The sequence below is a fragment of the Allobosea sp. WAO genome, assembly GCF_001509835.1.
In the GTDB taxonomy this organism is placed as follows: Bacteria; Pseudomonadota; Alphaproteobacteria; order Rhizobiales; family Beijerinckiaceae; genus Allobosea.
Genome location: NZ_JXTJ01000008.1, coordinates 305,398 through 324,766, shown reverse-complemented (window position 1 = coordinate 324,766; position 19,369 = coordinate 305,398). Strand labels below are relative to the sequence as shown.

Here is a 19,369-nt window from a genome sequence, read left to right as displayed (position 1 = left end):
GGCCGGACGGCATGGCGCAGAGTGAGCTGACGCGGGTCCGCCTCGACACCGAGGACGGCACGATCATCCTGGGCATAGACGAAGCGCGTGCGCCGCTGACGGCCGCCAATTTCCTCGCCTATGTCGATGGCGGCCATCTGGACGATGCGACGATCTACCGGATCGTAACGCGAGAGAACCAGGCGGCCGAAACGGTGCATCCGATCGAGGTGATCCAGTTCGGCTCCCCCGCCCCGCACGAGAACCGCGCGCCGCCGCTGCCGCCAGTGCCGCATGAGCCGACCTCGCAGAGCGGACTTCGCCATCTCGACGGGACTCTGTCGCTCGCCCGCAACGCGCCCGGCAGCGGCGGCCACGGCTTCTTCATCTGCAGCGGGGCGCAGCCGGAACTCGACGCGGGCGGCAGACGCAATCCCGACGGCGCGGGATTTGCCGCCTTCGGCAAGGTGCTGTCCGGTCACGAGGTGCTACGAAAGCTTGTCGATCGCGCAGAGCCGACCGAGTACATGCGAAGCCCGATTCGAGTGAGAATCGGCCGCCTGTTCTGATGGGCGGTTCGCAGGCGCATTTGTGCCGCTGAACAGAGTCGGAATTTGATGCCGCTAGTTGACGGTCCGCTCCCGGGCAATGAGCCAGAGTCTGCTAGTGGCGCAATCTACGCAAGGCTCTAGCTGACGGCCCATTTTTCCAAGAATGCTCGTATGGCCCTTCGGGAGATGCCAACGACGGCGATGTTGACAAACTTACCGACCGGTAAGTAATGTCTTGGCATGGAGCCCGGCGACGGACCGGGCCGCGAGGAAACGCAAGATGTCTCGATCGATCCCGATCAAGGCGCTTCCGCGTGCGGGAGCGGATGGCAGCCGCGCCGAAAGCGTACGCCGCGTCGTCTATGAGCGCGCGCTGGAGCTCTTCGACAGCAAGGGCTTCCGCGCTACCTCGATGAACGACATCGCCGACGCGTGCGGGGTCAGCAAGCCGGCGATCTACCATTACTACCGCAACAAATCGCACCTGCTGGAGACGCTCTACGAGGACGTCACGGTTGAGTTCTTCAAGACGCAGGAAACGCTTGCGCACTCGCAGGACGACGTGACGGACCGCCTGAGGCGCTTCGTCGAGTTGCAGGTCCTCTACAACATCGAGAACAGCCGCTTCCTCACGATTTTCTGGCGCGAGCGCCACGAATTCGATGCAGCGTCGCGCAAGTCGCTCGCAACGCGCGAGCGCGCCTTCGAGAACTGGATCCAGCACATCATCGAGGATGGCCAGCGCTCTGGCGAATTCCGGACGCAGGACCCGAAAATCGCGATGCTCGCGATCCTCGGCCTGCTCTCAACCGTGCATCGCTGGGCGGTCCATTCCGGCCGCACGCCGCAGGAGATCGCAAGCGAGCTCAGCGGAATGGTGATCGACGGCGTCGCCAAGGCGCCGGAAGCCGAAAAAGCGACCAAGCGGCCGAAAACGGCCAGGCAGCGCATGACGCGCGCCGAAGAAAACGCGTCCGAAAAGGACGTTGCCACGGAGGGAACACCAAGTGACATCGATGCTGGAGGACAAGCGCGTCCTCGTCACCGGCGGCGCTAGCGGCATCGGTGCGAGCGTCGCTCGCATCTGTGCCGAGGCTGGAGCCAAAGTCGCGATCCTCGATCTCGACGAAGCAGCAGCCAGTCGCGAGGCGGAGGCGTTGGGTGCGGGGCATGTCGGCCGCGCTTGCGACGTCGCCTCCTCGGCCTCCGTCGAGGAGGCCTTCGAGGCCGCGAGCGCGGCGCTCGGCGGCATCGACGCCGTCGTCAACTGCGCCGGCATCTGGCGGCCGTCGTCGGACGGACCGATCACGCGCGTCACCGACGAAACCTGGGACAAGATCATCGCGGTCAACCTGACCGGCACATTTTATGTCTGCCGTGCGGCGGTGGCTGCGATGGAGAAGCAAGGTGGTGGCGGCAGCATCGTCACGGTCGCCTCCGTCGTCGCCGTCACCGGCTGGGAGAAGCTCAACGCCTATTCGGCCTCCAAGGGCGGCGTTCTCTCGCTGTCACGCGCGCTCGCCATCGAATGCGGGCCGAAGAATATCCGCGTGAACTGCATCTGCCCCGGCGTCATCGAGACGCCGATGACGCAGAGGACGCTGCAGCACTCCAAGCCGACCGTGCTGCCGATCGGTCGGCTCGGCAGGCCGGAGGACATCGCGCACACAGCAGCGTTCCTGTGCTCGGACTGGTCCTCTTTCACCACCGCCTCCACCGTCATGGTCGATGGAGGCTTCAGTGCAGCCTGAGATCGCCGGCCTGCCCTATCTCCTCGGAGACGTGGTCGCCGACAACATCCGCTGGGCCCCGGACGAGCCCGCCTTGATCTTCGGCGACCACGTCCGGAGCTGGACCGAGTTCGGCGCCGACATGGCCCGCATCCAGCAGGGTCTGACCGCGCTCGGCATCGGCCATGGCAGCCGCGTCGCGATGCTCGACCGCAACAGCGACGAATACGTCCTGCTCGGCTATGCGCTGGCGGGGATGGGCGCCGTGCTGGTGCCGGTCAATATGTGGCTGCGCGCCAGCGAAATCTCCTACATCCTCAACAACTGCCAGCCGCGGCTGGTCGTGACCAGCTCCGAGTTCCACGCACTGGCGCTGGAGGCCATCGAGCCGCTGACCGACCGGCCGCAGATCGTGCTGCGCGGTCCGGAGCAGGATGGCGTCGTCACCTTCGCGCAGATGATGGCGATGACGACGGACAGGCCGGTCTCGCGCGCGACGAGCTGGGACGATCCGCATCTCGTGCTCTACACCTCCGGTACGACCGGCCGACCGAAGGGCGCGATCATCTCGCATCGCCGCACGGTTCTCGATGCGCTCAATGCGCTGCCCGTGTTCGGCATCAAGCGCTCCGAGCGCTTCTTCTGCTACATGCCGCTCTTCCACACCGGCGCCTGGGACTATCTTAAGCTGTATTTCATGCAGCGCGGCGCGGCCTATATCGCCGAGCGCTTCGAGCCCGAAAGCGCTGTCCAGGCGATCGAGAAGCACGCGCTCAACGGCATGTTCGGCGTGCCGCTGGTGCTGCGGCAGATGGTCGAATCCAAGGCCTGGCCAACAAGCGACATGAGCTCGATGAAGCTCATCGCCTATGCCAACTACGATCCCTCGACGCTGATCCTGAAGGTGGTCGAGGCCTTTCGCGAGCGCGGCGCCGCACGGATCGGCATCGCCAACGCCTACGGGCTGACCGAGGGCGGCCCCTATATCTGCATCAACCGGCCGGAGGAATCGCTTGACCAGCCGCTCTCCATAGGCCGGCCGGTGCCGGGCACGCAGGTCGCGCTGCTCGACGAGCACATGAACGAGGTGCCGCAGGGCGAGCTAGGTGAAATCTGCATCCGCTCGCCTGCACTGATGAGCGGTTATCTCAACCGTCCCGAGGCAACGCGCGAGGCCTTCGCTGGTGGCTGGCTGCATACCGGCGATCTCGGGCGGATCGACGAGAAGGGCTTGGTCCATCTCATCGACCGCAAGAAGGACATGATCCGCTCCGGTGGCGAGAACATCTTCGCCAAGGAGGTCGAGCTGACGCTGATCTCTCATCCGGCCGTGCGCGACTGCGCCGTCTTCGGCCTGCCCGACGATGACTATGGCGAGCGCGTCGTCGCGGCGATCGTACCCGAGAGCGCGGCCGCGGCCAGCGCGGAAGACCTCATCGCTTACGTCCGCGGCAAGATCGCCGGCTTCAAGGCGCCCCGGCAGGTCGTCTTCATGGATGAACTGCCGAAGACCCCGGCCGGCAAGATCAAGAAGCACGAGATCAAGAAGAAGCTGGCGGAAGCTGCGGACTGAACAGTCAGGAACCAGCCAGCCCTATGCATAGCTATAACAAAGGGAGGAAAAGACAATGAAGACGTTCATCACGACGCTGTCGCTCTGCCTTGCTACCGGCCTTTTCGGAGCCGGCCCGTCCATCGCTCAGGCGCAGGAGATCGCCATCGGCGATCTCCACCCGATCACCGGCCCGGCAACCTTCTACGGCCTGCCCGAGAGCCGGGGCATCCACCTCGCTGCCGAGCAGATCAACGCCGCCGGCGGCGTTAAGGTCGGCGCTACGACTTACAAGATCAGGATCGTCACGGAAGACGATCAGGCGAGCCCGACCGTCGGCGTCGCCGCACTGCGCAAGCTTATGGCGGCCGACGTCCGCTACATCATCGGCCCGCTCGCCAGCGGCGTCGCGCCGGCCCTCAAACCCATCATCGAGCGCAGCGACAAGGTCACACAGCTCATCGACGGCTCGATCGCCGATGACCTGACCAACGGCAAGAATATCTTCCGCAACCAGGCGACGGTCAGCGGCTACAACATCGCCGTGGTCGAGTTGTTCAAGGCGCGCAAATTCGGCTCCGTCGCCGTCATGACCGACCGCTTCCATGCCGGCTTCATGGGCTCGCAGTCCAAGCTCATGGCGGATCTGAAGGGGCTCGGCGCCAATGTTCTCGGCGAGGAATACTACAAGCTCAATGACACCGATTTCTCCGCTGCGCTGACGAATCTCAAAGGCAAGAATCCGGCGGTGCTGCTGATCCGCGGCTATCCGGCGGAAGGCGCTCTCATCACCAAGCAGGCACGCCAGCTCGGCTTCACCGGCCAGGTCGTCTGGGAGATGGTCTCGCCGCCCTCGACGGTGCTGAAGAACATTTCGGCCAGCGAGATGGAGGGCGTGTTCAACTGCATCCCGCCGACCACCGAGGATTACGTCAAGCTCGGCGATGCAAAGGCCAAGGCGCTCGACGCCGCCTATCGGGGGAAATTCGGCGAGGGGCCGGGCGAACTGACAGGCCTGAGCTTCGACGCCGTCCACATCCTCAAGGCCGCCTTCGAGAAAGCCGGCTCGATCGAGAATGCCGCGGTCAACAAGGCCATGGGCGAACTGAAGCTCGCAGATGTACCGGCGCTGACGACGAAGTACACGGCCCAGCCCGATGGCAGGCTGTTCGACGACAAGGGGCAGGTCGATCTGCGCGGTGTCGTCAGCGTGTGGAAGGGTCAGGGCTGGGAGCCCATGACCAACCTTTCGCAGTGACGCGGCAGCATTGAACGAGAGGCCGCAAGCCATGCTCGAACTCCTGCCTCAACAGCTCGTCAACGGGCTGGCGCTCGGCTCGACCTATGCGCTCGTCGCGCTCGGGCTGACGCTGATCTTCGGCGTGCTGCTGATCCCGAACTTCGCGCATGGCGAATTCTACATGCTCGGCGCCTTCATCACCTACGCGCTCGTCGCGGCCGGACTGAACTTCTGGCTCGCGATGCTCGTTTCGGTGGTCTGCATAATGGCGATGGGTGGTCTCGTCGATCGGCTGGTCTTCCGGCCGATCGAAACGGCACCCGCGCTCTCCCTGATGATCTCCGCGCTCGCAGCCTCGATCATCCTGCAACAGGTCGCGACCATGATCTGGGGCACGGAACCGCGCACCATCCCCGCGCCGCTCACTGGTGTCATCCGCACGCCCTTCTTCGCGGTGACACAGCTCCAGCTCGTGGTGATGGCGAGCGTGGCGGCTGCGTTCGGAGCGGTCTGGTTGGTGCTGAACCGCTCGCGGCTCGGCCTCGCCATCCGCGCCACGGCCCAGAACCGTGACGCCGCGATGCTGATGGGCATCTCGATGCCGCAGGTCCGCTTTGCAACCTTCGCCATGGGCGCCGCGCTCGGCGCCATTGCTGGCGCGCTGCTGGGCGCGACCTTCCCGATCTACCCGAGCATGGGTGTCAATCCCGTGCTGAAGGCCTTCGTCGTGCTCGTGCTGGGCGGCATCGGCAGTCTGTGGGGTGCGATCTTCGGCGGGCTGGTGCTCGGCGTCGCCGAGGTGCTGGTCGCCGGTTACATCGCCAGCGAGCTCCAGGACATCGGCGCCTTCGCCATTCTCGTCCTCGTACTGCTGGTCCGGCCGCAAGGCCTGTTCGGCCGTGCCCAGGTGGAGCGCTGACATGATCGCCATGCCGCTCCACAAATCCGTGGCGATCGCCGCGATCGCCTTCGCCCTCGCCGCAGCCGGCACGCTGACGCTCAACGACTACTTCGTCTATGTCGTCACCATCGGCGCGATCTTCGCCACGCTCGCCGTCGCCTTCGACGTGCTGCTCGGCTTCACCGGCTATCTCTCGCTCGCCCATGGCGCGCTCTACGGCCTCGGCGCCTATGCCTGCGCCCTGCTGACCTCGCGCTATGGCCTGTCCTTCTGGGTCGCGCTGCCGCTCTGCGGCGCGCTGACGGGAGCGGCGGGCGCGCTGATCGCGCTGCTGGCCTTCCGCACGCGCGGGCTCTACTTCGCCGTGCTGACGCTCGGCATCGGGCTGATCGGCCATCAGCTCTTTCTGGTGCTGCCGAACCTCACCGGCGGCGTCGGCGGCTTCGTCGGCATTCCCGGCCCGGAACAGCCGGGCTGGCTCGCCGTGCACGCCACGACCTATTACGCGCTGCTGGCGCTCACCCTGCTGCTCGTGACCTTCGTCTGCGCATTGCTCTTCGTGCGCTCGCGGCTCGGCGCGGAATGCCTCGCCGTCCGCGAGGATCTGACGCTGGCGCAGGCGCTCGGCATCCGTGTCGCCTCGGCACGGCTGGCCGCCTTCACCTTCAGCGCCGTCTTCGCGGGGCTGGCGGGGGCGCTCTTCGCCTCGATCTCCTCCTTCATCGCGCCGGAAAGCTTCACCGTGCTCGGCACGGGGTTCCAGCTCGTCGCGCTTGTCGTCGTCGGCGGCATGGGCACGCTCTGGGGGCCGATCCTCGGCGCGGCGCTCCTGACGGCCCTGCCGGAAGGGCTGCGCGTCGCCGCGACCCTGAGCCTGCTCGCGTATGGCGTGCTGCTGCTGATCTTCATCATCTTCGCGCCGCAGGGCATCGCCAGCCTGATCTCCCGTGCGGCGCGGCGCATCGGTGGCGGAGGACGCGAGCCATGAGCCTGCTCCAGATCCGCGACATCGAGGCGCGCTTCGGCGGCGTCGTCGCACTCGGCGGAGTCTCGCTCGATGTGCCCGAAGGCATGATCTTCGGTCTGATCGGCCCGAACGGCGCCGGCAAGACCACGCTGATCAACATGGTCTCGGGGCTGATCGCGCCGACCGCCGGGCATATCGTCTTCGACGGCGCGCGCGGCCCCTGGCCGATCGCGCAGACGGTCAGGCGTGGCATCGTGCGCACCTTCCAGCAGACGCGCGCTTTCCTGGGCTTGAGCGTCCGCGAGAACCTGCGCATCGCCACGGTGCATTCGCCCGATCCGGCCAGCATCGACGAGCTGATCGAGGCTTGCAATCTCGGCGACGTGCTCGACCGCACGGCGCGCGACCTGCCCTATGCCACGTTGCGCCATCTCGGCATCGCGCTGGCGCTGGCGCTGAAGCCGCGCCTGCTCCTGCTCGATGAGCCGGCGGTGGGGCTGACGGTGGGTGAGGTCGAGCGGCTCGGCGCGCTGGTGCGGCGCTGGAACGCGGCCGGCATCACCGTGCTGCTGGTCGAGCACAATGTGCGCTTCCTGATGGAGGTCTCGCAGCGCGTCGCCGTGCTCGACCGCGGCCGGCTGCTGTTCGAGGGCACGCCCGAGCAATGCCAGGCCGAGCAGAAGGTCATCGACGTCTATCTCGGGCGGAGGGCAGCCGATGCTGACGATTGAAGGCCTGCGCGCCGGCTATGACCGGCTTGAAGTGCTGCATGGGCTCGGGCTTTCGGTCGAGGCCGGCGACCCGACCGTGGTGATGGGCGCCAATGCGGCCGGTAAGACAACGCTCTGCCGCGTCGTCACCGGGCTGATCCCGGCGCGCGCCGGGACGATCCGGCTCGACGGCGAGGACATCACGCGGCTCTCTTCCGCCGACCGTGTCCGGCGCGGCATCGCGCTGGTACCGGAGGGCCGGCAGGTCTTCGGCGAAATGACCGTGCGCGAGAATCTCCGCCTCGGGGCCTATGTCCATGGCGAGCCGGACGCGCGCGACTACGACACCGCCTTCGGCCTGTTCCCGATCCTGCTCGAACGCGAGAGCCAGCGCGCCGGGCTGCTTTCGGGTGGCGAGCAGCAGATGCTGGCGCTGGCGCGCGCGCTGATGTCCCGCCCGCGCCTGCTGCTCCTCGACGAACCGAGCCAGGGCCTCGCGCCCAAGGCGGTCGAGCAGGTCGCCCATGCGGTCAATCGCATCGCGGAGACCGGCGTCGCCATCCTGCTCGTCGAGCAGAATCTGGCGCTCGCCCAGATGATCGCGCGGCATGCCGTCGTGCTCGAGACAGGAAGCTGCGTGGCCGATGGCCGCGCCAGCGAGATCATGGCCTCCAGCGCCATCCAGGACAGCTATCTCGGCAAGAAGAGGAACTGAGTGATGAGCTACGAGAACAAGTTCGTGAAGGTCTCGGTCGATCGCGGCCTCGCCGTGGTGACGCTCGATCGTCCCTCCGCCAATGCGGTCAGCCTCGAGGTCTATGACGAGCTGCGCCGTACCTTCCACCGCCTCGGCGAGGACAAGCAGATGCGTGTCGCCGTCTTCACCGGCGCCGGCAAGGTCTTCTGCGGCGGCAACGACGTCAACGACTTCGTCGATCTCGATTTCGACCAGGCGACCGAATATCTCGCCCATGTCCGCCTGACCTTCAATGCGATGTATGACTGTCCCGTGCCGATCATCGGCGCGATCAATGGCGGGGCGGTCGGCACCGGCATCGTGCTCGCCTCGCTCTGCGACATCCGCATCGCTTCGGAGAAGGCCCGCTTCGCGCTGCCGGAGATCGATGTCGGCGTGCTCGGCGGCTCCCGTCACGTCATGCGCCTCGCCGGTCAGGGCATGACCCGGCTGATGATGTATACCGGCCGCAGGCTCTCGGCAGAGGAAGCGCTGCAGGCGCATATCGTCGATCAGGTCGTCTCATCTCAGGAGCTGATCCCGACCGCAATGGCGTTGGCGGAGGAGATCGCCAGCAAGAGCCCCCCTGCGATCCGCCTCGCCAAGCAGGGTCTGAATCGCACGGAGTTCATGACGCTGAAAGAGGGCTATGAGTTCGAATGCACGCTGACGGCTGCTGTCCGGCGCACGCCCGAGGCCAAGGAAGGCGCGCTCGCCTTCCTTGAAAAGCGTACGCCTTCCTACGCGATCCGGGGCTGAACGATGTTCGATGTCGAGCGCGACGGCGAGATCGCCGTCATCCGCTTCAACAACCCGCCGGTCAACGCCGTCAGCTTCGCCAACTGGGGCACGCTGCCGGGGATCATCGCGCAGCTGGAAAGCGAGGCAATCGCGGCGATGGTCTTCACCGGCCTGCCGCACAAGCATTTCTGTGGTGGCAACGATTTTCGCGAGTTCGCGGCGCTGACGCCGGAAGCAACGCTCGCCGGAACAGGTGCGGTCTGCGACGGCATGCGCGCCGTCCGCGAGAGTTCGATCCCCGCCATCGCCGCGATTCATGGCGCGGCGATGGGCTCCGGCTTCATGCTCTCCTGCGCCTGCGACATCCGACTGGCGACGCCTGATGCGCGACTGGGGCTGCCGGAGGTCAAGGTCGGCGCCTTCGGCGGCTATCGTATCGTGCGCGAGGTGCTCTCGCAGGGCGAGGCGCGGCTCCTGACCTATACCGGCCAACCGCTCTCGGGCGAGCGCGCCCACCAGATTGGCCTCGTTCAGAAGCTCGCCGACACGCCGGCTCAGGTACTGGATGCCGCCATCGCGCTCGCACAGGACATGGCCGGGCTGATCAAGGGCCGGCTGCGCGCCGAGATCAAGGATTGCCTCAACCGTGAGGACGAGGAGAGCCTCTGGACCGCCTACCAGTTCGAACGCGACCTAGCGGCGCGCGTCATGGGGCAGGCGAAATCTGAATAACGTCGTGTCCGCTTTCCGACAGATGCTTGATGACAGCTCCTGGCGCCGAGCGATGGAGGTGGATGAGTTATAGTGGTTTCGGATGCGGCATCCCGATGGAGGATCCGTCATGCGTGCCGAAGCTCAACCAATCCATCAACGTCCGGCCTGGAACACTGGACGCATCATCGGCCCCAAACCGCCTCTCAAGCTGCATAACATCTGGGCAATCAGGACACGGCTGCAGCACGACATTCGTCGCGCCGGAAACTCCGCTGCGTGCCCCGACAACCGTCGGGCTCCGATCTCGGCGGGAGCAAACGTGTGACGAGGTGGATTTATTGCAATGCAGCGCCACCATCTGCTGTCATCCATGGTGGAGTCACGCTCAGCCAAGCGTGGCACGCACAAAAGCGCCCATTTCGGCCAGCGCCCGACGGCCATCGGCAAGTTGCGTATAAAACAAGTGCCAAGCATGGATCATATGCGGCCAGATCTGCAACGTCGTTCGTACATCTGCTGCCGCTGCGACACCCGCCAGCCGGATTGCATCATCCAATAAGGTCTCGTCGGACCCAACCTGGATCAGCAACGGCGGCAAACCATGCAGATCCGCGAAAATCGGTGAGACCATTGGCATGCGTGGATCGCGCCCGTGCAGATACGCCGCCGCCAGTTCCTGCAAATACGGACGCTGAATCAACGGGTCCACCGCAGCTTTGGTCTGCATCGTGGCGCCCGACATCTCCAAATCCGTCCATGGTGAACTACACCATGCGCAGGCGGGTAAAGCCGTACCGGCTTCCCGCAACGAAACCAGCGTTGCGATCGCCAGCCCGCCGCCGGCACTCTCCCCGGCGATCACGATGTTTTCAGGCATGAACCCTTGCGACAGCAAAAACCGGTAGCCGGTCAGCGCATCGTCCAGCGCCGCCGGAAATGGATGCTCCGGCGCAAGGCGGTAGTCCAGCGCCAGCGTGCGGGTACCTGCCTCCCGCCCGGCCTGCGCAATCATATGCCGGTGACTTTTGATCGATCCGGAAACGTAACCCCCACCGTGCAGAAACATGATCACCCGTGCCGGATCCGCGGCCGGCGTGGATGTCCATTCAGCCCTCACCCCGTTCGCGTCCACGCCCTCTAAGGCGACATCCGCCGGCATCTCGTAACGCGCCGTCAACCTTTCCAGCCGCCGCCGGCGACCGGCAACGTCAGTTGGCCGCTCGCCGGCCGCCAACATCGCCCTTATGGCGGCCATTTCGGTGTCGGCTTCGGGCACTTTCGCCTCCCCCAAATTCGATCACGATGTCCCGCAATGTCGCGGCTCGCAAGGCCTTCAAATTCTGGCGCGCTGGGCCGAGATCTGCCGATCCGCTTTCGGGCACGCCATGTGGGCCATAGCCCGTGGTACCGCTTTGATCCGGACGCGGCAGGTCGCCCTAACCGTTCCTGGCAGCCGCTCCGGCGCAGGCTCAAACTGCTGCGATCGTCCGGTTCCCGGCGGGCGCTCATTGTCCGGAGACGGCGCGTCGCACGCAAAGCCCAATGATCGGCGCGCTTCTCGTTATCGGATAATTTCGCTAGCGGGCGGCAATGTACGCTTCCGCAAAGGGCCGGCTGCTAGGGCGACGGCAACCATCAGAAGAAGCGCCGCAGCGAAAAACGGGATTTGCGGCGAGATCTGGTGCAGCGCTGCTCCGGCAAGCGGACCGATCGCCAGACCCATTCCCTGGCCGATCACATTGAAACCCGCAGCCTTTCCTTGGGCATTCGGTCCCGCCCGCAGGCTGAGCGAAGCCAGGTTGCCGGGCAGCATCAGCCCTAGCGCGGCGCCAAGCAGAACGAGCGCGCCGAACAGCTCCGCATAGCTTCGCGCGAACGTAGCGAACAGCAGGGCCACGACCGCCAGCAACGCGCCTGAGGCAAGCAGCGTCTCCGGCCTGAAGGCAAGCATGCGAAGCACCACTCCCTGCACGACAATCATCGCCAAGGCCGTCGCCATCAGCGCCAGCCCAGCCTTGGCGATCGAGGCGTCCGAGGTGAAACCGAACGCATCTTGCAGGCGCAGCGCCACGGTCTGTTGCACGATGCTGTGGGCAGATATGGAAACGAGCGTGATGGCGAAGAATGGCCAGATTCTGGAGAGGCCAAGGCCAGAAGCCGGAGAGGCTGCCCCCGGATCGCCGTGCCGCGGCTCCGGAGCCATCAGTGTCACGCCTGTGAGCGCCAGCCCGGCGAGACCCGAAACGAGCAGGAAGGCCAGCGCCGCATCGCCGCCTCCGATACGCCATGCCAGAGCCGACCCGATGATCGCCCCGAGCCCGTAGGCTGCGCCGAGGACACCCATGCCGCCAGCACGCGCCTCCGGCGCCGTGATGTCGGCGACATAGGCCTGGGATGCGGGCAGGAGCCCGCCGGACAGTAGCGTCTGCGCCGATCGAGCCGCGACGAAAAGGTAAAGCGCTAGAACGGCGCTGATCGTGCCGTCCAGCCGGCGCCCGACGATGAAGCCAAATGCCAAGGGGGCGAGCATCGCTCCGGCGATCGCAATCATGATTACGGGGCGCCGCCCGATGCGCTCGCTCAGATATCCCCAGATCGGAGCGGCGATCATCAGCAGCACGGCGGAGGCCGAAAGGATCGTACCCGTCTCGATGTCCGTGAAGCCGAGCCGGCGACCGAGCGGAGGCATCACGACAAGCAGAAAGGACTGGCCGGCCGCGTTGGCCATGAGAGCGAGGAACAACGCGAGTTGCGCCAGGCTATGTCGTGATGGCGGCATGACGTACTCGATGCGGGATGGGCAGAGCGACCGTCGCGCCCGGGTGACCGGTGCCGGACAACGGAAACGCGATCAATCGACGCCGTCTCCTTCTGCGAAGCGGCGGAGCGCCCCGGGGTTGGTGATGGTGATCGAGCGGTAGGTGTTGCTGAGCCATCCAGCCTCGGAGAAGCGCTTGATGGACGCATTGACCTGCTTGCGCGAAGCGTTGGCCATGACACCGACCTCGCTCTGGGTCAGCGGGATCGGCGTCTCTCCAATCCAGGTGGTGCGCTGAAGCACCGAGGCGACCCGCCGATCTGCCTCGGGCTTTTGTAGATCGTGAATCACGCGGAACAGCAACTCGACGGTCATCATCAGCATGAGCGCGACATGCTGCACCACCGCCGGATCGCGCGACGCCATCTGATCCATCGCGTCAAGAGGAAGATGGAGCATCGTCGTTTCGACGACTGCCCTGAGTTCGCCTCTCCGCGGCTTTCGCGTGAGAAAGCACCCCTCTCCGGTCCAGTGACCTGGAACTCCCAGAAGGATCAGCCGCGGTGTCACGCCAGCCGGGGCGAGGCTGGCGCTAACCGTGCCCGCCACAAGGCCGTAGACCCCTCCTGCGGGATCGTCGAGGCGAAACACTGTCTCACCCGGAGCGAAGTGCAGTAAGATCGAGCGCCGCAGCACCTCGGTCCGAAACGCTTCCGGCAATAGCGGCAGCCAGCCGCGCTCGCTCATGATCTGCTCGGCGCGAGCTTTGCTGACGTACCCCATAAAAAAGCTCCGACTTTGTCCGATTCGGGACAAATACGTTCTCCGGCACGATTATACCAGCAGTAGCGGAGCCGCTGCCTCTTTGTTCTTGGGTTTACTCAAGGCGAGCGAGGTTCAACGACTGGCGCGTGACAAATGCACCGGATGTGGTGAAGCGGTCCGTGGCTTTGGGAGTAGAGACGACGTGCCTTCCGCCATGAAGCCGATGTGCCGGAGCACGCTGATTACTGTCAGCCTTTTCGCCGGTCTGCCGTCAAACGCCGCGGACCTTTCGTCTGCCACCAGCGCTCCGCGTTCCCTTGTTCAATCCGCTGGCCCGACCTTCACGTTCACCGGATACGGCTGGGCCTCAGCCCTGCACGGGCGCGCCTCGACGTTGCCGCCGCTGCCTGCGGCCAAAGCCGATCTCAGCTTCGGCGATATCCTGAAGGACCTCAACGGCGGACTGATGGGCGTCGCCGAGATGCGGCTCGGCCGTTGGGGCTTCATCGCGGACGCCATGTTCACCCAGGTGACGTCGGGTGCGACGTTGCCCGGGCCGTACTTTTCCAGCGTGAAGCTGCGCTCGCAGACGCTCACTCTGCAAGCTTCCGTTCTGTACCGGCTCTATAGCGACGCAAGCATGGACGTGGATCTCGGGGCGGGCTTGCGCTTCTGGAACCTCGACAACCGATTGAAGGTCGGCCCGGGCGCGCTGAATCTCGCCATCGTGCACTCCGAAGCAGAGAACTGGCTCGATCCGGTGGTCGCCGCCCGGCTGATCGCTCGACTCGGCGGGCCGTGGAGCGTGACCTTGATCGGGGATGTCGGAGGCTTTGATGCGGGCTCCCGACTGACTTGGCAGGCGCTCGGCACCGTGAACTACCAGTGGAATGAGAACTGGGTACTGCACGCCGGTTATCGCGCTCTGCATGTCGACTACCGCAAGGACCGCTTCCTGTACGACACGACCATGCACGGCCCGATCCTGGCCGCGACCTATCGGTTTTGAAGGTCCGAGGAGGGCGTGTCCGTGCTCGATATCTTTGCCTGGCTCGTTCTGATCGTGCTGCTGTTCAGCACGATCGCCGTCGTCGTCCTGGCCGCGATGCTGCCGGGCAAGATCGCGCAGCGGCGCTCCCATCCATGGGCAGAGGCGGTGGCCGTCGGAGGCTGGGTGACGCTCTTCCTCGGCTGCGTGCTGTGGCCGGTCGTTCTCGTATGGGCCTATGTCGACGTGCCCGTGCGGCGCGGCAGCAGCGCGGAGGCGGAGCGATGATCATCGTTCTCCTCAACGTCTATCTCGTCCTACTCCTTCTGCTCGTAAAGCTGGGGGTCGTCCGGCTCAGCCTTTTCTGGAAGATCTCGCCGGTCCTCGTCCTGGCGCTCCTGCTTCTCGGACTCTTCATTCCCATGAACTGGGGCGCTCCCCAGGGCGCCGCGCTCGTCGTGCGCAATTCCGTTGCCATCGTGCCTTCCGTCGCCGGCGAGGTGATCGACGTTCCCGTCGAGCCGAACCGGCCGATCAAGGAGGGAGATGTCCTGTTCAGGATCGACCCGCTGCCGTTCGAGGCCAGCGTCAGGACGCTCAAGGCCCAACTGGCCTTCGCCGAGTTGCGGCTCGACCAGATGAACCACCTCCAGAGCCGCGGCACCGGCAGGACCTTCGATGTCGAGCAGCGCGAGGCGGAGGTCGGCCAGTTGCGCGCGCAGCTCGACGCGGCACAGTGGAACCTCGACAAGACGACGGTCCGGGCGCCGGCCGATGGCTATGTGACGAATGTCGCCCTGCGGAAGGGAGCACGGGTGGCCAGCCTGCCGCTCGCCCCGGTTATGGCATTCATAGACACGTCAACGACCATTGTCGGCGTCTCGATCGATCAGAATGCCGTCCGCTATGTGGTGCCTGGGCAGCCCGTGGAATTGACCTTCAAGACCCAGCCTGGCGTCGTCGTGACTGGGCGGGTCGAGAGCATTCTGCAGGCGATCGCGGCAGGGCAGGCCCAGGCGACGGGTACTGCGATCGCGCCCCGTACCGTGATGGCCGCGCCCTTCGTCGTCAGGATCAAGCTCGATGACGCGGCTTTCGCCGATGCCCTTCCCGCGGGCGCCGTCGGCGACGCCGCGATTTTTACCGAACGGGTCAAGCCCGCTCACCTGATCCGCCGTGTGATCCTCCGGCAGATCGCGATCCTCAACTACGTCAACCCGTTCTGAGCCGTCCAGGCCTCCACTGGGAGATAACACCGTGACAAGCCGCTTCGACATCGACAGACGGGCCCTGCTGGCATCGGTCGCCAGCCTTGGTGGAGGGGCCTTGCTCGGCGCGATCGCCAACCCGTCGGCCGCCGGGGCGAGCGAAGCCGATGTGCTGCGCGCCATCGCGAAGGAGGCGACAATCTGGGGCTTCCCGCTCGTCGACAACTACCGCATCCAGTATTCGTATTTCGCGGATCGCGGCGGCCCAGAGTTCAAGGCGCCCTGGAACGTGATCGCCTACACGGCGCGCGTCTACACGCCTGACGACAAAGCGATCCAGACGCCGAACTCGGACACGCCCTATTCCTATATCGGCGCCGACCTGCGCACTGAGCCGCTCGTGATCTCCGTCCCCGCCGTGGAGGCCGGACGCTACTACTCGCTGCAGTTCATCGACCAATACACCTTCAATTTCGCCTATGTCGGCAGCCGCGCCACCGGCAACGAGGCCGGCAACTTCCTGCTCGTCGGCCCGCGCTGGAAGGGGCGCAAGCCCCGAGGCGTGAAGCGCGTCATCCGCTGCGAAACCGATTTCGCCTTCGTGCTCTACCGGACGCAGCTCTTCGCGCCGGCCGACATCGAAAAGGTCAAGGTGATCCAGGCAGGCTACACGGTGCAGCCGCTCTCGCAGTTTCTGGGCAAGCCGGCGCCGAAAGCCGCCGCCGCGATCGACTTCATGCGACCTCTTTCGCCCGAGCAGCAGCGCAGCTCGGCCGAGTTCTTCCAGATCCTGAATTTCATCCTGCAGTTCTGCCCGACACATCGATCGGAGCTAGAGCTGCGTCGGCGACTGGCCCGCATCGGCGTTGGCCCGGGCAAGGCGCTGGATCTCGCGAAGCTCGCGCCTGAGCGGCGCAAGGCGCTCGAGGACGGCATGGCCGATGCCTGGAAGGCCTTCGCCGCCTTCAAGGCCAATGAACTCGACACCGGCAAGCGCGCCCCGGCGGAGGGCTTCGGCACTCGCGCCTTCCTGAAGAACGACTACATGGCCCGGATGGCCGGAGCCGCACTCGGCATCTACGGAAACTCCAAGGAAGAGGCGCTCTATCCCGTCTACTACACCGATTCCGCCGGCAAGCCGTTCGACGGCAAGGATGGCCGCTACACGATGCGGCTCGATCCGGCGAAGGGCTTGCCCGTCAACGCCTTCTGGTCGCTCACCGTCTACGAGTTGCCACAGAGCCTGCTCTCAGCGAACCGACTGAACCGATACCTCATCAATTCGCCCATGCTGCCTTCGCTGAAGAAGGACCCCGATGGGTTGGTCACGCTCTATCTCCAGCACGAGTCGCCAGGACCGGAACTGGAGTCGAACTGGCTACCCGTGCCGGCCGGGCCGTTCTGGACGATCCTGCGACTCTATTGGCCCAAGCCCGAAGCGCTCGCGCAAAGCTGGAAACAGCCGCCGCTCGTCCGCGCGAACTGACGATAAAGGAAACGATCATGCGAAAGACGCTTACCCTTTCCGCCGCGATCTTGCTCTCGGCCGTCAGCGTTGCTCGAGCCCAGGCGCCCGAATTGAAGCCGACCCCCGTGACGGTCGAGAATTTCGCCCGCGCCGAAACCGATCTCTACTTCTCGGGCATCGTGAAAAACGGTGGCTTCGGCAAGTTCGATCACACCCGCGAACCCGCGCCGCTCGACAAGCAGACAGTCATCCGCCTCAACCGCGACACGCTCTATTCGTCGGCGGTGTTTGACCTCGATGCCGGCCCCGTCACGATCACGATCCCCGATGCCGGGCAGCGCTTCGTCTCGATGCAGGTGTTCACCCAGGACCAGTATACGCATCAGGTCGCTCACAAGCCCGGTGCCTACACCCTGACGCGCGATGCCATTGGTACGCGCTATGTCGCCGTGGCGTTTCGCACGCTGGCCAACCCAGCGGACAAGCAGGACATGACGCAGGCCCATGCGGTGCAGGACGCGATCAAGGTCGAACAACCGGGCGGCCCGGGCAAGTTCGAGGTACCGGCCTGGGATCAGGCCAGCCAGAAGAAGGTCCGGGATCTGCTGGTCGCTCTCAGCGATACGCTACCCGACAAGAACAGGATGTTCGGTACACGCGCAGAGGTCGATCCGGTGCGCTTCCTGCTCGGCGCCGCCTCGGCCTGGGGCGGCAACCCTGACAAGGAGGCGATCTACCTCAATATCGTCCCCGAAAAGAACGATGGCAAAGTCGTCTACGGCCTGAAAGTGCCGGCGAGCGTACCGGTCGATGGCTTCTGGTCTGTCACCGTCTACAACGCCGAAGGATTTTTCACCCCGAACGCGCTCGACGCCTATTCGCTCAACAACATCACGGCGAAGAAGAGCGCTGACGGCAGCTTCGACATCCAGTTCGGCGGCTGTGACGGCAAAGTCGCGAACTGCCTGCCTGTCACGCCGGGCTGGAACTACATGGTCAGGCTCTACCGGCCCCATGCCGAGATCTTGAGCGGTACCTGGGCGTTCCCGGTTGCCGCTGCGAAGTAGGGTGCGCCTCGATGTCCGATGCGCGTTTTTCCTCCCCCGCCTCGACGCGGTCACTCTTCCGTCTCCTCTGTACGGTCGGAATCCTGTGCGTCGGGGGGGCGCGTGCTGCAGCCCAGATGCGTGACGGTGTCCCCGAGCTCGCTCCCGGGATCCCTGCAGGCTATCTGAAAAAGGAGCAGCGGCTCGCCAGCGCCGGGCTCTTGCCAGCGCCGCCGGCCTCCGGCTCGGCCGCTGCTGCCTTCGACGCGCAAATGCATGCCCGCGCGGCAACACTGCGCGGCACACCGCGTTGGCATCTCGCGATCCGCGATGCGAGCCTGCATCCGGACAAGCTGACAGGCGTTTTCGCGTGCCCCGTGGGCGTCGCGATCACGCGAAAGGACACGCCCCGGCTTTATCAGTTGTTGCAGCGGGTCGCAGTCGATACTGGCCTGTCCACGGAAGATACCAAGCATCGCTACAAGGCGATCCGACCCTTCGTCGCCTATGGCGAGACCAATTGTACGCCCGATGAGGACGAGGAGTTGCGCGCGGATGGCTCCTACCCATCGGGCCACACGGCGCTCGGCTGGGGGATGGCTCTCGCGCTCGCCACAGTCGATCCGGATAGTGCTCAATCTGTCCTCGCGCGCGGCCGCGCCTTCGGAGAAAGCCGTATGATCTGCAATGTGCACTGGCAGAGCGACATCATCGCCGGGCGCTTCATGGCCTCCGCGACGATTGCGTTGCTCCATGCGGTGCCGGAGTTCCGCGAGGACATTGCGATCGCGCGCGACGAACTGGCGGCAGCCAGACAGAGGAGCGCAAAGCCGGACGAGGATTGCGAAGTGCAGGCCAAGGCTCTCGCAATTGGCCTGCCTGGCGCACAGTAGCAAAGCGCCTCGTCTCGACGGCGCCCCTCTACCCCGATTGGGGCCGAAAGCCTGATCTAGGGTCTTTGAGCCTGCCGCAGTGATGGTGGCTTTACTGTCACTGGCGATCGCTCGGTTCAGGGCATAACTGCCCTCGGCGGGGCAGAGCACTTCGGATATTTCGCGCGAGCGTAACACAAAACCTTCGCAAGCGAGCGCTCCCCGGGCCTAGGAGGCGCACCGGCATGCGATAGGGAACTTGTCGGATAATCCGGGGCTCCGAGCGCTGTCGATTGACGTGGGACTGCTCTGGTCGGGCACCGACAGCCGCGACGGGGCGTCGGGAAACGTCCGCTTTCTGGCGAAGTCTCAATATCCGAAAGTGGCGCATCGCGGCGATATGGCGTCGTTGGGATGTGCGCCATAGAAGCGTTCAGCGCCGG

The 19,369-nt window shown here is 65.2% G+C and carries 20 protein-coding genes; 17 read left to right on the top strand and 3 right to left on the bottom strand.

Features of this window, described 5'->3' with window-relative positions; genetic code table 11:
- Positions 1–11 precede the first annotated feature (11 nt).
- The 11 genes from DK26_RS16430 to DK26_RS16380 all read left to right on the top strand — a co-directional run bounded on the left by DK26_RS16430 (position 12) and on the right by DK26_RS16380 (position 9,839).
- A complete protein-coding gene (locus tag DK26_RS16430) occupies positions 12–548 on the top strand; it encodes a peptidylprolyl isomerase (RefSeq protein ID WP_066474683.1) in 537 nt (178 codons plus the stop codon).
- 217 nt (positions 549–765) lie between these two features.
- The gene (locus tag DK26_RS16425; RefSeq protein WP_198162350.1) at positions 766–1,587 is read left to right on the top strand and encodes a TetR/AcrR family transcriptional regulator; all 822 of its coding nucleotides are present in this window, start codon (positions 766–768) and stop codon (positions 1,585–1,587) included.
- On the top strand, positions 1,547–2,281 hold the full coding sequence (locus tag DK26_RS16420) for an SDR family NAD(P)-dependent oxidoreductase (RefSeq protein WP_066474681.1): 735 nt from the start codon (positions 1,547–1,549) through the stop codon (positions 2,279–2,281). The genes DK26_RS16425 and DK26_RS16420 overlap by 41 nt, the downstream gene beginning before the upstream one ends.
- Positions 2,271–3,833 (top strand): AMP-binding protein, encoded by a 1,563-nt coding sequence (locus DK26_RS16415; RefSeq protein ID WP_066474677.1) that lies wholly within the window; start codon positions 2,271–2,273, stop codon positions 3,831–3,833. The genes DK26_RS16420 and DK26_RS16415 overlap by 11 nt, the downstream gene beginning before the upstream one ends.
- Positions 3,834–3,888: 55 nt before the next feature.
- Positions 3,889–5,070 carry an ABC transporter substrate-binding protein gene (locus tag DK26_RS16410; RefSeq protein WP_066474674.1) on the top strand — a complete coding sequence of 394 codons (1,182 nt, stop codon included), beginning with the start codon at positions 3,889–3,891 and terminating at the stop codon, positions 5,068–5,070.
- A gap of 31 nt (positions 5,071–5,101) precedes the next feature.
- Entirely contained in the window at positions 5,102–5,971 is an 870-nt protein-coding gene (locus tag DK26_RS16405) for a branched-chain amino acid ABC transporter permease (protein ID WP_066474670.1), read from the top strand.
- A gap of 1 nt (position 5,972) precedes the next feature.
- On the top strand, positions 5,973–6,941 hold the full coding sequence (locus DK26_RS16400) for a branched-chain amino acid ABC transporter permease (protein ID WP_198162347.1): 969 nt from the start codon (positions 5,973–5,975) through the stop codon (positions 6,939–6,941).
- The gene (locus tag DK26_RS16395) at positions 6,938–7,651 is read left to right on the top strand and encodes an ATP-binding cassette domain-containing protein (RefSeq protein WP_066474668.1); all 714 of its coding nucleotides are present in this window, start codon (positions 6,938–6,940) and stop codon (positions 7,649–7,651) included. Before DK26_RS16400 ends, DK26_RS16395 begins: the two co-directional genes overlap by 4 nt.
- Positions 7,638–8,345 carry an ABC transporter ATP-binding protein gene (locus DK26_RS16390; protein ID WP_066474661.1) on the top strand — a complete coding sequence of 236 codons (708 nt, stop codon included), beginning with the start codon at positions 7,638–7,640 and terminating at the stop codon, positions 8,343–8,345. Before DK26_RS16395 ends, DK26_RS16390 begins: the two co-directional genes overlap by 14 nt.
- Positions 8,346–8,348: 3 nt before the next feature.
- Positions 8,349–9,125: an enoyl-CoA hydratase-related protein gene (locus tag DK26_RS16385; RefSeq protein WP_066474653.1), complete on the top strand. Its 777-nt coding sequence runs from the start codon at positions 8,349–8,351 to the stop codon at positions 9,123–9,125.
- A gap of 3 nt (positions 9,126–9,128) precedes the next feature.
- Complete coding sequence (locus tag DK26_RS16380; protein WP_066474651.1) at positions 9,129–9,839, top strand: enoyl-CoA hydratase/isomerase family protein; 711 nt, start codon at positions 9,129–9,131, stop codon at positions 9,837–9,839.
- 367 nt (positions 9,840–10,206) lie between these two features.
- Here DK26_RS16380 and DK26_RS16375 read toward each other — a convergent pair whose 3' ends face one another.
- The 3 genes from DK26_RS16375 to DK26_RS16365 form a co-directional block, all read right to left on the bottom strand.
- Positions 10,207–11,076 (bottom strand): alpha/beta hydrolase, encoded by an 870-nt coding sequence (locus tag DK26_RS16375; protein ID WP_066474650.1) that lies wholly within the window; start codon positions 11,074–11,076, stop codon positions 10,207–10,209.
- Between the two features lie 306 nt (positions 11,077–11,382).
- Positions 11,383–12,564 (bottom strand): MFS transporter, encoded by a 1,182-nt coding sequence (locus DK26_RS16370; protein WP_066474648.1) that lies wholly within the window; start codon positions 12,562–12,564, stop codon positions 11,383–11,385.
- A 108-nt stretch (positions 12,565–12,672) separates the two neighbouring features.
- Positions 12,673–13,362: a Crp/Fnr family transcriptional regulator gene (locus tag DK26_RS16365; protein WP_066474646.1), complete on the bottom strand. Its 690-nt coding sequence runs from the start codon at positions 13,360–13,362 to the stop codon at positions 12,673–12,675.
- A 184-nt stretch (positions 13,363–13,546) separates the two neighbouring features.
- On the opposite strand from DK26_RS16365, the gene DK26_RS16360 reads away from it, so the two are divergent.
- From DK26_RS16360 to DK26_RS16335, 6 genes are all read left to right on the top strand, one after another.
- Entirely contained in the window at positions 13,547–14,353 is an 807-nt protein-coding gene (locus DK26_RS16360) for a hypothetical protein (protein WP_198162345.1), read from the top strand.
- A 15-nt stretch (positions 14,354–14,368) separates the two neighbouring features.
- The gene (locus DK26_RS16355; RefSeq protein ID WP_066474643.1) at positions 14,369–14,620 is read left to right on the top strand and encodes a DUF3302 domain-containing protein; all 252 of its coding nucleotides are present in this window, start codon (positions 14,369–14,371) and stop codon (positions 14,618–14,620) included.
- Entirely contained in the window at positions 14,617–15,558 is a 942-nt protein-coding gene (locus DK26_RS16350; RefSeq protein WP_066474641.1) for an efflux RND transporter periplasmic adaptor subunit, read from the top strand. The genes DK26_RS16355 and DK26_RS16350 overlap by 4 nt, the downstream gene beginning before the upstream one ends.
- Positions 15,559–15,658: 100 nt before the next feature.
- A complete protein-coding gene (locus DK26_RS16345; protein ID WP_248310019.1) occupies positions 15,659–17,026 on the top strand; it encodes a DUF1254 domain-containing protein in 1,368 nt (455 codons plus the stop codon).
- Between the two features lie 17 nt (positions 17,027–17,043).
- Entirely contained in the window at positions 17,044–18,075 is a 1,032-nt protein-coding gene (locus DK26_RS16340; protein WP_083533270.1) for a DUF1214 domain-containing protein, read from the top strand.
- Between the two features lie 116 nt (positions 18,076–18,191).
- Positions 18,192–18,947, top strand: coding sequence for a phosphatase PAP2 family protein (locus DK26_RS16335; RefSeq protein WP_066474638.1), 756 nt, complete (start codon positions 18,192–18,194; stop codon positions 18,945–18,947).
- Positions 18,948–19,369 lie beyond the last annotated feature (422 nt).

What these genes read in the sequence shown, in the direction of transcription:
- DK26_RS16430 (WP_066474683.1), top strand. Translation starts at nt 12, where the DNA reads ATGGCGCAGAGTGAGCTGACGCGGGTCCGCCTCGACACCGAGGACGGC.
- DK26_RS16420 (WP_066474681.1), top strand. Translation starts at nt 1,547, where the DNA reads ATGCTGGAGGACAAGCGCGTCCTCGTCACCGGCGGCGCTAGCGGCATC.
- DK26_RS16410 (WP_066474674.1), top strand. Translation starts at nt 3,889, where the DNA reads ATGAAGACGTTCATCACGACGCTGTCGCTCTGCCTTGCTACCGGCCTT.
- DK26_RS16405 (WP_066474670.1), top strand. Translation starts at nt 5,102, where the DNA reads ATGCTCGAACTCCTGCCTCAACAGCTCGTCAACGGGCTGGCGCTCGGC.
- DK26_RS16400 (WP_198162347.1), top strand. Translation starts at nt 5,973, where the DNA reads ATGATCGCCATGCCGCTCCACAAATCCGTGGCGATCGCCGCGATCGCC.
- DK26_RS16395 (WP_066474668.1), top strand. Translation starts at nt 6,938, where the DNA reads ATGAGCCTGCTCCAGATCCGCGACATCGAGGCGCGCTTCGGCGGCGTC.
- DK26_RS16390 (WP_066474661.1), top strand. Translation starts at nt 7,638, where the DNA reads ATGCTGACGATTGAAGGCCTGCGCGCCGGCTATGACCGGCTTGAAGTG.
- DK26_RS16385 (WP_066474653.1), top strand. Translation starts at nt 8,349, where the DNA reads ATGAGCTACGAGAACAAGTTCGTGAAGGTCTCGGTCGATCGCGGCCTC.
- DK26_RS16380 (WP_066474651.1), top strand. Translation starts at nt 9,129, where the DNA reads ATGTTCGATGTCGAGCGCGACGGCGAGATCGCCGTCATCCGCTTCAAC.
- DK26_RS16375 (WP_066474650.1), bottom strand. Translation starts at nt 11,076, where the DNA reads ATGGCCGCCATAAGGGCGATGTTGGCGGCCGGCGAGCGGCCAACTGAC.
- DK26_RS16365 (WP_066474646.1), bottom strand. Translation starts at nt 13,362, where the DNA reads ATGGGGTACGTCAGCAAAGCTCGCGCCGAGCAGATCATGAGCGAGCGC.
- DK26_RS16350 (WP_066474641.1), top strand. Translation starts at nt 14,617, where the DNA reads ATGATCATCGTTCTCCTCAACGTCTATCTCGTCCTACTCCTTCTGCTC.
- DK26_RS16340 (WP_083533270.1), top strand. Translation starts at nt 17,044, where the DNA reads ATGCGAAAGACGCTTACCCTTTCCGCCGCGATCTTGCTCTCGGCCGTC.
- DK26_RS16335 (WP_066474638.1), top strand. Translation starts at nt 18,192, where the DNA reads ATGCGTGACGGTGTCCCCGAGCTCGCTCCCGGGATCCCTGCAGGCTAT.